This is a genomic window from Arcicella gelida, from assembly GCF_034931025.1.
Taxonomy (GTDB): Bacteria; Bacteroidota; Bacteroidia; order Cytophagales; family Spirosomataceae; genus Arcicella; species Arcicella gelida.
This window is the reverse complement of record NZ_JAYGIL010000007.1, coordinates 120,611-133,354: the sequence shown is the minus strand read 5'-3', so window position 1 is coordinate 133,354 and position 12,744 is coordinate 120,611. Positions and strand designations below refer to the sequence as shown.

12 protein-coding genes are annotated in these 12,744 nt (G+C 34.5%); 9 read left to right on the top strand and 3 right to left on the bottom strand.

The features are described from left to right. Nucleotides 1-2 precede the first annotated feature (2 nt). From traM to VB776_RS07665, 3 genes are read left to right on the top strand one after another with little or no spacing between them, the layout of a single operon-like run. Complete coding sequence (gene traM, locus VB776_RS07675; RefSeq protein WP_323327683.1) at nt 3-1,169, top strand: conjugative transposon protein TraM; 1,167 nt, start codon at nt 3-5, stop codon at nt 1,167-1,169. Nucleotides 1,170-1,172: 3 nt separating this feature from the next. Further along, the gene (gene traN / locus VB776_RS07670; protein ID WP_323327681.1) at nt 1,173-2,129 is read left to right on the top strand and encodes a conjugative transposon protein TraN; all 957 of its coding nucleotides are present in this window, start codon (nt 1,173-1,175) and stop codon (nt 2,127-2,129) included. Then, nucleotides 2,126-2,701 carry a hypothetical protein gene (locus VB776_RS07665; protein WP_323327679.1) on the top strand — a complete coding sequence of 192 codons (576 nt, stop codon included), beginning with the start codon at nt 2,126-2,128 and terminating at the stop codon, nt 2,699-2,701. The genes traN and VB776_RS07665 overlap by 4 nt, the downstream gene beginning before the upstream one ends. Nucleotides 2,702-2,818: 117 nt before the next feature. Here the strand turns inward: VB776_RS07665 and VB776_RS07660 are convergent, their stop codons facing one another. Next, nucleotides 2,819-3,997, bottom strand: a complete 1,179-nt coding sequence (locus tag VB776_RS07660) for an ATP-binding protein (RefSeq protein ID WP_323327675.1) — start codon at nt 3,995-3,997, stop codon at nt 2,819-2,821. A gap of 224 nt (nt 3,998-4,221) precedes the next feature. Here VB776_RS07660 and VB776_RS07655 point away from each other — a divergent pair, with 224 nt between their 5' ends. The 6 genes from VB776_RS07655 (at nt 4,222) to VB776_RS07630 (ending at nt 10,211) form a co-directional block, all read left to right on the top strand. Continuing rightward, the gene (locus tag VB776_RS07655; RefSeq protein ID WP_323327673.1) at nt 4,222-4,767 is read left to right on the top strand and encodes a hypothetical protein; all 546 of its coding nucleotides are present in this window, start codon (nt 4,222-4,224) and stop codon (nt 4,765-4,767) included. A gap of 6 nt (nt 4,768-4,773) precedes the next feature. Then, nucleotides 4,774-5,961: a hypothetical protein gene (locus VB776_RS07650; RefSeq protein WP_323327671.1), complete on the top strand. Its 1,188-nt coding sequence runs from the start codon at nt 4,774-4,776 to the stop codon at nt 5,959-5,961. 35 nt (nt 5,962-5,996) lie between these two features. Further along, on the top strand, nt 5,997-6,620 hold the full coding sequence (locus tag VB776_RS07645) for a hypothetical protein (protein WP_323327668.1): 624 nt from the start codon (nt 5,997-5,999) through the stop codon (nt 6,618-6,620). Nucleotides 6,621-6,624: 4 nt separating this feature from the next. Continuing rightward, on the top strand, nt 6,625-7,929 hold the full coding sequence (locus VB776_RS07640; protein WP_323327666.1) for a hypothetical protein: 1,305 nt from the start codon (nt 6,625-6,627) through the stop codon (nt 7,927-7,929). Nucleotides 7,930-7,953: 24 nt separating this feature from the next. Then, the gene (locus VB776_RS07635) at nt 7,954-9,114 is read left to right on the top strand and encodes a DUF3945 domain-containing protein (RefSeq protein ID WP_323327664.1); all 1,161 of its coding nucleotides are present in this window, start codon (nt 7,954-7,956) and stop codon (nt 9,112-9,114) included. 68 nt (nt 9,115-9,182) lie between these two features. Further along, nucleotides 9,183-10,211 carry a DUF418 domain-containing protein gene (locus VB776_RS07630; RefSeq protein WP_323327662.1) on the top strand — a complete coding sequence of 343 codons (1,029 nt, stop codon included), beginning with the start codon at nt 9,183-9,185 and terminating at the stop codon, nt 10,209-10,211. A 41-nt stretch (nt 10,212-10,252) separates the two neighbouring features. On the opposite strand, the gene VB776_RS07625 is transcribed toward VB776_RS07630, so the two are convergent. Together VB776_RS07625 and VB776_RS07620 are read right to left on the bottom strand one after the other, a co-directional pair. Further along, a complete protein-coding gene (locus VB776_RS07625) occupies nt 10,253-11,332 on the bottom strand; it encodes a DUF2235 domain-containing protein (RefSeq protein WP_323327660.1) in 1,080 nt (359 codons plus the stop codon). A 12-nt stretch (nt 11,333-11,344) separates the two neighbouring features. Continuing rightward, a complete protein-coding gene (locus VB776_RS07620) occupies nt 11,345-12,742 on the bottom strand; it encodes an MBL fold metallo-hydrolase (protein ID WP_323327658.1) in 1,398 nt (465 codons plus the stop codon). Between the last annotated feature and the right edge of the window lie 2 nt (nt 12,743-12,744).

The window sequence follows — 12,744 nt, the reverse complement described above, 5'->3', positions numbered from 1 at the left end:
ATATGGAAAAGTATTTTAATCTAAGCTTTCTTAAATATCCTATTTCACTGATAATCAATATGATTCTCGTGGGCTTTTACTTGTACATTTTTCCACCGAAAGATGGAATTGCCCAAACGCATGAAAATGAATTTTCAGCCATCAATTTTGACATACCTGCGGCTGATAAAAAGATTGAAGAAAAAACGCCTTTTAACCAAAAAAAGGAAATGGAGAATGAGCATTTTTTTGCTACCGAGCCAGTACAAAATTCACCCAATTCATGGGAGAACAATCCTGAGTATTTAGGAAAAACTCACGTTGATTCTTCTAAAATACTGGAGAAAAAGAAGAAGGTTTATTCAAATGAAAATATGTCTTCTTATCAGGATAAAAACCTTCAAAGCATTAAGCGATTGGAGGAAAGAATCAAAGTATTAGAAACGGTCAATAAACCTAAAAACAATGTGACTACTCCTCTTAGAGCTAATAAAGACTCCGAAAAATCTAAAAACGATGGATTTAGCTTTAGTGATGATGATTTAAAAGCTAAAAACGATCAATCCACAGCATGGGATAATCCTTTTTTATCACCTGTCAATAATCGCTTTTATGCTAATCATCAAATGAAAGAAGATATGCCAACCATTGGCATTGAACCCAGTAGCAACTTAGGAAAGAGTAAACAACATATTTTAATCAAAGGGAAATTATTAGAATCTAAAACAGTGCGTAATAATACAACAGTCAAAATCATGCTGACTGAAAGCAAATCCTTGGGTAATCTTCATTATCAAGCGGGCGATATTATTGGTGCAAAAAGCCATATTCAGGGAGATAGACTATTACTTACTGTAGAGGGCTATATCAAAAATGATGTTTATCAAGCCCTTAAGGCTCAGGTAATGGATCTTGATGGCTTGTTAGGCTTGAAAGTAAGTATTGATGCTGAAAACGAAATGCAAAAGAATGCTTGGGGACAAAATGTAGGAAGTACGCTAGGTGCTATGAATCCGCTATTGGTTTATAATCCCCAAGGAAGTCTTGCCCAAACCGTCGGCAATCAGGTGGTGGGTTCTTTAGTCAATCAGTCCCTGAATGGTGCCAATCAATATGTTAATGCAAAAATTAGAGATGTAAAAGTCAGCATTAAAACAGGACAACAACTATTCCTCTTAATCAACAACTAATCTATGAAAAATCTGAAATATCTACTCTCTTGCTGTTTGATGCTGTTTTCGCTCTTGATGGAAGCACAGACATTAAACTTGGTTAAAAAAGATTCTAATGCGATCACTACTTCCGCCAACCAGAAAAAAGTCTTGACTTTCAAAGAGCATAACATCAAAGGGAGCTATCCTGTGAGCATCGCTTTTTATAAGACTACTCATATTGTATTTGATGCTCCCATTAAATATTTTGATGCTGGTTCTAACCGAATTATTTGCGATAGAGTGGAAGGTGTCGATAATGTATTAAAGCTTAAAGCGGCTCAAATAGGCATTTTTGAAACCAATGTTACCGTCATTACGCATGATGGAAAGTATTATAGTTTTCTGGTTTCCTATAACGAATCTCCCAACAAACTCAATATTACCATGGCAGCAGGTTTAAATGATGCTTTTGAGAAACAGGTTAGCGATAGACCTGAGAAAATAGTCTTTAGCGATACTTATTATACGGAAACGGAGATGATTCATTTCTCTAAAAAGATGATTGAGCTATCAAAAACTAGACATACTATTCAACACATTGCTGATAAAGTCGGAAAAGTACAGTTCAAACTCATGCAGTTGGCTACTAAGGAAGGGAAGATTATTGCATGTATTAGCATGAAAAATAGCTCGCCCTTAGATTATGGCTTGGAGTACATAAAATTCTATATGCGTGATAAAACAAAGCGCAAAAAGGAAGTTTCACAAGAAATTGAACTCAAACCTAATTTCGTTTACCTCGAACAAGAGGGTGCTCCAGATGGACGAAAACTAGGAGACGCTGGTGCTTATTTCAACTTTGTGTTTATGATGCCCAAGTTTTCAATTGGCAAAAACAAAAACTTTGAAATTGACATCGTAGAGAAAGATGGTAGCCGGAATATGAACCTTAAAGTTGACTATGAAACCTTTTACTATCAGATGAATAAATTATGAAAACATACTTTTTGATAGCCTTTTTGGTAACCGGATATTTAACTGACGCTCAGGCACAAATCAGGAATAAAAGCACAAAATACCTTGAAGTTTCAAGCGGAATACCCTTACTTTTTGAGGATAACAATTTCCCACAAAACTGGCAACAAGGTGATAGATTTTATGCCGCATCCTTGTGTTTTGGTACTGCTACAGACAATTATCATCGAATTGGTTTTGCTTATAGACAAGAGAAAATGCAAGATAATACTGCCGCTTTGCTTAAAAACTATCAACTAAAATACAGCTATGAAGCAACTTTACTGAAAGGAAAATATCATCTTTCATATCTCGGCTTTTTATATGGAATAGGTGCTGGATTTCAATCACTTAGTAATGGAACAGCTAATGGAGCTAATCAAAATAAGGCTTATCCATTCTTGACAATTGGCTTTAATGTTGAGAAATTTTTCTCTCCTAAAATAGCCGTTTTTGCCCGAGTAGATTCCGATGGGACAACCGCTGAGATTACTCGGCAAATCAAAGCCAATGCACAAGTAGGTCTAAAATTTAAATTTTTTGATGCTCTGTAGTCCTAACAAATCTAATTGTAATTAATCCAATAGGTAAACTTGTTATATCAATAAAAAAACATTATTATGGAATTACCACGACCGATTTATCAATCTGTCGTGGTAATTCCATAATAACTATTTCAACAACTTCAACGGTTCTAAGCGCTCCCACAATGCGTCTAAGCTACATACTTCCCAATATTCATTTACTTTATAGTTTTTTGATGAGGGAGTAACTATAAAGTTATGTTTAGTCTGCAAATCTTGAATTGCCTCCGTATTTCCCTTACTAGACGAGGGGTTATTTGATAGTTTTATTTCAAACGATACTATCATTTCATTACCTTTTAAAAGGCATAAATCTATTTCCGCACCATTTTGTGTTCTATAATAAAATGCCTGAACATTGCCTGCCAAACGTCCAATAATTTGTTCAATTACATAACCTTCCCAAGAATGTCCTGCAGCTATATTTGAAATCAATTCATCATAATTCATAATATTTGATAGATAGTGTAATATCCCTGTATCTCTGAAATAGAGTTTGGGACTTTTTACAAGTCTCTTTCCAACATTGACATAGAATGGAGGTAATCTACGAATAACAAAGGAGTGTTCTAAATAATCAAGATACCCTTGTAAAGTACTCCCTGTTATACCCATAGAATTACCCAAATTAGTATAATTTAAGGTAGATCCCTGTATTGTTGTAAGCATGCGAATCAGTTTCTGCAAAACAACAGGTGAGGCTTTCAATCCTAACATTCTAAGGTCTATTTCAATATATGTCTTAATAAATGATTCCTGCCAATCAAACCATAAGCCCATATCAGGAGCTAGAAGAGCTTTCGGGAAACCACCTCTTAGCCAATGTGTTGATAAATCTATTCCTTCTTTCTGTGCTTCGTCAAACCTTATTGATGTTAACTCTCGGTACACAATTCTCCCCGCCAAAGTCTCCGAACTTTTTGACAATAACTCAGGAGATGCCGAACCCAACAAAATAAATCTCCCCCCTTCTGGTTTTTGATCAATTAAAGACCTTAACAACGGAAACAAAGATAGCATTCTTTGCACTTCATCAATTACCACTAGCTTATCAATGTTTTGCTCCAAAAACCATTGTGGGTCTTTTTCTAAAAGAGCATAATCATTCAGATTCTCTAAATCAAGATATAATATTGGTTTGGATATTATATTAGATAAGGTTTTCACTAGGGTTGTTTTTCCAATCTGTCTTGGTCCAACTAAACCCAATGCAGGGAAAAATGAAAGTAGATGCGGTATCTCATCTAAAAGCGTTCTATGTATCATTATTCAAGTAAATCTTAAATTGAATTTCAAATATACTTGAATAATCGTCATATATAAAGATATAAGAACCAAAATTTTACACTTATAATAACCCTACCAATCGAAAATATCTTCTTTATTGCCTGTCATCAAAACCAATATAAAATAAATATGTTAGTTTAGTATATACTAATATAATTTTATTTTACTTTTGTTGTACATACATCTGCTACCTCCAACAAACTATGACTATTTTTTATATTGACCTTAGCACCACCTTATGCTTTTTAGCATTCATTGCCTTTTTAGAAAGAAGGGGAATCATCAAGGATGAGATGAAGTTCCCATCGCCACTTGCACAGAAACTCAATTTATTGATTTATAATAATAATAGACTATATGTACTCCCTTATTTCTATGCCATTACCCTTTTGAATGACCTTGAAACTATTTATGGGATAAAGCCACTTTTCGGTCAAATCCTTTACTTTGTAATCGCTTTTATTCTTCAGGGATTGATAGGGCTAAGCAGACACAAAATGATCTTAGTTGCTTTTTATAAGCAACTAAGATTTGTACTGCTAAAGCTTCATCTTAAATATTTCAAAATTCCCTCAAAGAATGCCTCAGATGAGCAAAAAGAAAAGCTTTTACAAGAGAAAGCATCGACTCATTTTACGTTTCTTGAAATTTATTTCCTGTTGAATTCATGTACTTTACCTGTACTTTTTATCATCAGTAATTCCTATTTTTTTGCAAAACTGTTTTCCTATTTTCTAAATCATAAATAAAAAAAGATGAAAAAATCACACTACCTCCTACTGGGTATTTTATTAAGCTTTACCAGCCATGCCGCAGTGATTGACCCTTCAAACCTTGCTCAAAATATTGCACAAGTTATCCAATCAAAATTGATGAGTAAAATTGAGGGAGACCATAAAGAAATTGCAAATTCTCAATTAAAAACAGAAAATCAAACAACGGCGGATGTCATTGGCATGAATTCAACCGAGAAAACGAGGCTAAACCTTGAGATGGCAGAGTTTAACTACAACAACAATCCTTCTGACTTAATTAAGAACTATTATGAAAAAGACATGAATATCAGAGGGAGAAATCAAGCGGTGTTAACACATCTACAACAAGTAAAAAATTATTTTCAGCAGGTTATCATACCCTTTATTAATCCTCTTCAAAAGCAATTATACATCACAAGATTCAATGGTCTCTATCAAGGAATTATCAGCATAGATACTCGTTATCAGCCTTTTACCAATACACAGGGTAATACTAACCCCATCTCTTTTGATACCAACCCAGCATCCTACACTAATCAAGGAGAGACAGGTTCGGGACTTGGCACACAGGTCAATACCAAGGGGATTGAAAATAGTTTTAATGCCGCTACCCAGTCCGTCACCAATCAACTCGCAACACTCAGTACTTTAAAGAGTGAATTTGAAAACTCTGATGGCTCAGAAGAAATCAAACTCGCTGTGCTAGAGCAGCATCTTATTCAGTTTGGCAATACTCAAGCGTTGAATAATTTCTACCAAACCCTTCAGGCTGGGGGCAATCTTGGCAATGTTTTTAATAACCTTGAATCAAGCCTTTCTAATTCCATTGATGAACTAGCTTCTAATTTTCAAGACCAAATGGTTTCTACGCTATCAGATGCATTAGGCGTAAACCTAGGAGGAATATTTGGTGGCTCTGCCAATGAAAAAGGGAAAGGTCAAACCGTTGAAATCAAAGCCAAATTAGGGCGATTATCCGATATTGATAGAATCCAATTAATCAATAAACAGGTTGATTTATACACAAAGATTGATTCCGAAATCAATAAGCTCAATGCTGAACTCATCACGCTTAAACAGCAGCATGAAACTGCTCAGTTTAGTAAAGACAATAAGTTTAATGTATCTGATTTCTATAAAAAGTCTGGTGCCATGGATGCTGGCAAAATGATGAATTTCGATCAATAAACCTTTAAAATCTATTTCTCTTAACTCTTATGCTTATGAAAATCATTAACTTAACGCGAATCTCGCTCCTACTCATTTCAATCTTTATGGTAGCTTGTTCTTCAACAGCTGAAGTAAATGATACGAAGATAGAAACTGCTTCAGATGCCATTAATGCCTATTCGGCTAAGAATTTTCAGCTCATTGGCATTGAAGCCCATTTCCGTTACGGAAATAAAATTTATCGCTGGTACAAAGGGAAAACAGCTAATTGGCTGGGCAATCGATATGAAAAATATATTACCTTGGACTTAAAGACCATTTTCGATTCAACGGCTACTTTTCAAATCATTGACCATGGAACCAAAGTATCTGAAATCCAATGGACTGATCAAATAAAAATCAAGGATGACAACAGTGCTTTTGAAATCCTTAAAAAAATAGGTACAAGAGGTTTAAATCAAAAAGATACGGCTGTATCAATCCTAAAGGCTCTTTATTCGAATAGAAAGATTCATCAAATAGACCATCAAAATTCCACTGTTTATTTCTTTCCATTACTTTTCCCGCATAAACATACTATCAGTTTTCATGGGGATACACTGAATGTGTATTATGATAACAAAAAGTCTGATTTAGGCGCTGAATTCTTAACCTGTAGCTTCTTACTTAGCCAATAAACCGATGGATATTTCAGCCCTTGTTTCAGAAATCAATGTGATTACTTCCGATATAAAATCGGCATTTTCTCCTTTTATTGCCGTGGGTAGAACCATCGCAGGAGTCGGTTCACTCTTTTGGATTTGCATTAAAATGTGGAGAATCATGGCCAGTGGAGAAGTCGATGGATTAGCAACGCACTTAGAAGCATTTGTTCGTCCATTTATGCTGGCTCTTTTACTGATTTTCTATAATACGACCCTTAGTCTTTGTGATTTTCTTATCTCTCCCGTCGGCGCTTCTACCCAAGGCTGGGCAATTTCTTACATGGAGCAAAATCAAGCATTAGAAGAGCAGTATAAAATTGATTTAGAAAACACAATTAAAGATAATCAAATAGTAGAAGCGGATAATATCAACAATACACCTAGCAATGGCACAAACAGTCCTGTAGAACAAGATGAGGGCTTTCTGGATGATATAAAAAATGCTGTTAGCGATGGTTTGGGTACTATCAAGCAAACGGTTTCTAATATTTATTACAATGTCAAGCTATTTACTGCTGTTTCATGGTGGATAGGAATGATTGTAGGCATTATCAATGCTTTGATTAATGTGGCTTTGCAAATTAGTTATCTAGCAGTACTGACCATGCAAAATATTAATCTTGCCATTTTAATTGCCTTTGGACCTATCGCTATTGGTCTTTCTGTTTTTCATGCTTTTTCTGATAATTGGAAGAGTTTTTATGCCAACTATGTCGGTAAATTACTCTGGTTTCCTGTGGCCAATATGTGTTTAGCCATCGCCTATCGACTCAAAAACATTTCTGACCAAAATGCTTATGATGTACTGCTTAAGTTTGCAGAAAACACGCATATTCTTGGAGGAACCATCATTGGAGGTTCTTTAGCGACGGCTAATAGTACACTAGAAGCTTATAATACCATCCAATACATTGATTGGACTCCTGTATTTCTGTCCATCGGTGTTACCATCATTGGCTGTTTTGCTGTCCTCAAAACACCATCTTTGGTGACTTTAATTGTCAGCGGCGCTTCGGGAGGAATGACCAACTCTCCTATCTCAGGCTCAACGTTTGTAGCTGCCACTAGTTTTCTTGCCCTTAAAACCGCACAGACCATTAGTAAACCTATCGTTGAAGCGGCTCGGACTATTAAAGCAGCAGAAATGGCAAGGACTAGTGGCAATAGTGCTGATGGTGGCGGGAATAGCGGGGGTAATAGTAATGCTAGTAAAATTTACGGACTTCCTCAATCAGGAGCCAATACACAAAGTAATTCCTCAAAGCCTGCCAATCAGGTATAATTTAACCTTTTAAACATTCATCTCATGGCACAATTTAATGAAAAAGAACATTTGCAAAACATTACAGCCCTTTCAGAAGAATTAGCGAAAATCTTAAAAAATGCACTGATTGTCGTTCAAAATGACTACAAAGAAATCGGGGATTTAAGTAAAATGGCGAAAAACCTCATGGATGGGAAAAGAACGCCTCTCCTTGAAATGAATCCTGAAGGTGAAAGTCGCCAAGGAAAGTATGTATTAACCTATCCTGAGCAGAAACCGACTTTGCATTTTATTGAAAAACAGCAAACTTTACAAATTCCAGCTGCCTTAAAGCAGTTTTTAAGTCAGGAGGATATTGATAAATTACAGCAATTTGGTAATGCCAATAGAGTCATTTATGTGGACGAAAAGGGAGTGGCTACGCCTAAATATGTTTCATTAGATAAAGAGACAAATACTTTGGCGACCATGAGTGCTTCTAAATTATCAGTCGCTGATACTATTCTTGGTGTAACATTAACCCAGCAACAAAAAGAAAATCTCAAACAAGGTAATCCTATTCTTTTAAAAGGACTTAGCGCAAAAGATGGTGGTGAAAATTGGGATGCTGTCGTCAGTGTCGATGCGCTTAACAGAGGTTTAAGCTTTAAAAAAGTTGATTTATCCATTCCCAAAGAAATATTGGGCGTAAAATTGGACAAGGAGCAACAACAGCAAATTAAAAATGGAGAGACTGTTTTGCTCTATGATTTACATTCTGCTAAAACAGGAAATCTCTTTAGTGCCACTGTTTCCATGAAAGATGGCCATTTGGAACTTAAACCCATCCAAGATGTTCCTAAAAAATTGTTGGGTTTAGAACTCTCTGAGGAGCAAAGAAATCAATTACGTGTAGGGGAGTCCGTTTCTCTCACAGGACTTACGAGTAACAAGACCGGTAAATTATTTGATGCTAATATTACTTTAGATGCTGACAAAGGAATCGTTTTCAATTTTAAGAAAGGGGAAGCTCAAGCTGTTGTACCAAGTCCTGAGACAAAAACCAATGAAAAAGCCTTAAAAATTCCACTCTTGGAGGATGCAGCCTATACAGGGCTCTTAAAGAAAACACCTTCCATTCCCCTTGATAAAAAAGAGGTTGTGAACGAAGTGCTTGAAGTACCTAAAAATGAAATCAGTACTCCTAAGTCTTTGAAGAAGTAATCACACAATATACTTACTCCTCAGTACTCTCTACATGAGTACTGAGTTACCCTTAAAACCTATCATACATGAATCCTAAGAACAATCGCAGCAGCGTCATTGATGCGCTTCGTGGCTACTTTATTTTGTGGATTGGCTTGTATAACACCTTTGCCGTTTTTAATGCAATACAGCCTAATCTTATTCTTTCTTCCATTCTTTTATTCATTAACGATAAGGGATGGTTCTGTTTAAGTGCCATCTTTGGCTATGGTTTTGGTCTATTGATTAAGCAATCTAAAGACAAACCTACTGCCTTCTCTAAAAGGATGTTTTTGCTATTTTTGTTGGGAATTTTTAATAATCTTTTCTTCTACGGAGATATTTTAAAAGAATATGCCATCATTGGTTTAATACTATTTTATGCTCGTCATATTTTAGCAAAATATCCTGCTTCTTCCCTCCTATTCATTTGCTTGTTGACCTTCTTGGCACTTTATTATATTCCATTTGATATGAATGAAGCGGGAAACCCCAAAGACTATTTCCATGATTCAACTATCTTTCTAGCTAATCTCAAATACTGTATTAACCTAAACCTTCATTCTTTATATTTCGCTATTTGTTATCACTTAGAAATGCTTTTAATGGCTTCAATAGGCTTTTTTATCTCCTTCTTTCATTTAGAAGGATTCATTCTTAGAAAAAGGTTTACACTCTTGTGGTTTTCTTTATCAATGATGTTTATAGCGTTAGCCACTCTCTTTTTTATCCTTGAAAATGGAAGTCCTCTGGTTAAAATATTCTTCTTTACTTATATCCTTTCTTTATCTACATCTTTTGTCATTGGCTTTTATCTACTCATTAAAAAGTACTATTCTTTGGCTCTTTTCTTCATTCCATTTGGTAGAAGAAGTCTTACCATTTATTTACTTCAAAATATGATTATTACAAGCATTTGGCTTTGGTCTGACAGCAATATAGAAGGGTATTTTAATGAGTTCTTTCTCTCCTATTGTGTCATTCAATTAGTGATACTCTTCTTTAGCAAATTCTTGGTGGTTGATAACATGGGTGTCCTTGAAATGTTTTGGAGAAAGTGGAGTCAATCTTCTTAACTCAACTTCTTTAAAGGAATCCATGTATAACAAAATATTTGTTATAATTTAGTTGTTCTTTCGATGATATATTCATGGGGAATATTAGGTGGTTTATAGCTAGTTTCATCCATTTTTTTAAAAACACTTTCATGAATAATACTTCCTTCATCTATTTTTCTTCTTGGCCAAATTCTAAAATCTGGGGACCAATTAAACATTGATTCTTTAGTAAATCTAAACCTTGGTATAAAATCAAGGAGTCTATTTACTAATGTTAGTGAGTCATGAATATCTGCTTTATAATCAAGATTTTTCTCTGGATTTGTTAATGAAGTTGTGTATAACACCTTTTCAACTTTATGTTTGTTAAAAATAAGTCCGTGCTTATTGGCTTCACCAAACATCCATTCTAAAGAAATTTTTGAGAGTCCTTCCTCAGGGTAGCCCCCTCCAATATCTGAATGTACTCCAGCAAAGTAAACCTCTTTTAACGTATTATTTTCTCTTTGGTTTATAGGGGTAAAGTCAAAATGTTTTCTTCTTTCGTCAATTGAGACAGCGTGTCGTATATTTTTGGCAATATTTAATTGTCTTGAATAAGGATATCCCTTATAAAACTTAATCAAACTTCCCATTGATACTACTGTATCCCAGACTCCAATAAATTCTATTTCTACATTTTTGGCAAAATGCATTTTAAATTGTTTTGCAACTTGAAACATCTTATCTCCAGTAGAATAAACTTCTAGAATGTACCTTAAATGGTTCGTATTCCCTGAGTGAAGAAGCCCAAACATTTCTAATACCCCACTTAGCATCCTAACGGTATATGCTCCCCTACTAAATCCAAAAAGATATATTTTATCTCCTTCATTGAAGCTATCCATCAAAAATACATAAGCGTCTATTACATTGGAATGAAGACTTGTTGCAGAAACTTTATCCTTTGTAAGTTGTACATTTCTATTAAGGAACCCTTTTGTATTTGTAGGAACAATTGTACCAACTCCAGGGCTATAATATGCTACCTGAATAGTACTTAATTCAAGACAACTATAAAGGTGTATAACATTTGTGCTATCACTGATAGATAATTTATTACCAGTACCATCACAGCAGATTACTATATTTTTAGCCATTATTGAAGGGGTTTAGTACACTGTATACTCAACATAAAGATGTGATTGGTTTAGCAAATCTTTTTTAATTATAACATTTTTAGAAAAATCGCTATCCGAGTCAATAAAGTTTGATTCTGTATGAATATCTAATTGGGGCTGATATATTTTATCCGATCTTAAAACACGACCACTACTTTTCCTATTATAACCAGCCAACATTCCTGGTTTTAACATAGCAAATCCATTTTTAACGCTCACATCCTCATTTACTGGTATCATAATTACTAATTCCTTTTCATTCATTAAGTTTAACCCTTCTAGTAATGTTGCATTATGGCTACTATGGTGCCCTGCTTTATAAAAAACTGTTCTTGAAAGTAAGTCTTTAGCTTTAACCTTATTATCATTAAATTCTACCTCAAACCAACTCTTCCAATTTCCAATTTGAGCATCTCCAACAAAAAGTAATACTTTCTTTGATTCAGGTAGCTCAAAAGCCAAAACTAAACTACTATTATTCGTAAGAGTATCCATGTGAAGAGACATCCTACCAAAATCGTTAAGCCAATCAAAATCTATTTTCCTCCATTCTAAATCTTTTTTTTCATATGACTGTTTTTGGTTAGCTGACGGTGAATGCTTTTGCACATCTTTAGCCTTTGTTGAGTGTTGATCCGAAAAAGGGAAATCACTCCTTCGATGATGAAGTGCATCATTTAGAAGATTCGCAGCAACTTCTAAATGATTTAATTCCATCATCACATTTAAATGGTGCACAGCCTCATTTTTATTAGGATTAAGTTTTTTCAAATATTCAATTTTTTTTGGGGGGCCTAAAACATATACATTAAGGTTATTCAATTTTACTATTTCTCCTGGGGAAAGAAATCTAATATTATCATTTGACCATTGCCTTAGATTTGTAATTGCTTGACCTCCTGACTGTTTCTCTGCATAAAGTTCTTCTCCAAACCCATCAATGCCATCTTTGGCTTGAAGCATAGTATTGATTTTTTTAAATTTTTCTTGATTACCGAACTTTTCTTTCAGCTTGTCTTTATTTTCTTTGTTCACTTTCCAAAACTTCTCTGTTATCTTTTTCATAGATGTTGCATCTGAATCTAAAGGATCATCTAAAAATGAAAGCCAAACTTCTTCAACATTAATTCTCTCAAAAATTTTATTTGCATTGATAAATCCAGACAAATGATCTTTGTGTTGATGAGTAAGTACAATTGTTAAGGGTTTTTCCCCAACTGTATTTTTTATATCTTCTGCTATTTCTTTTTCTTTTTCAGTATTACCATTTGTATATGAACCAAAATCAATTAGCATATACTTTTCATAATCATCTTCTCTAATTTTTAATAAGAAACAGTCCCCTAAATTATTTTGGTTATACATTCTTACAGTTATTGAACTTTTCATAT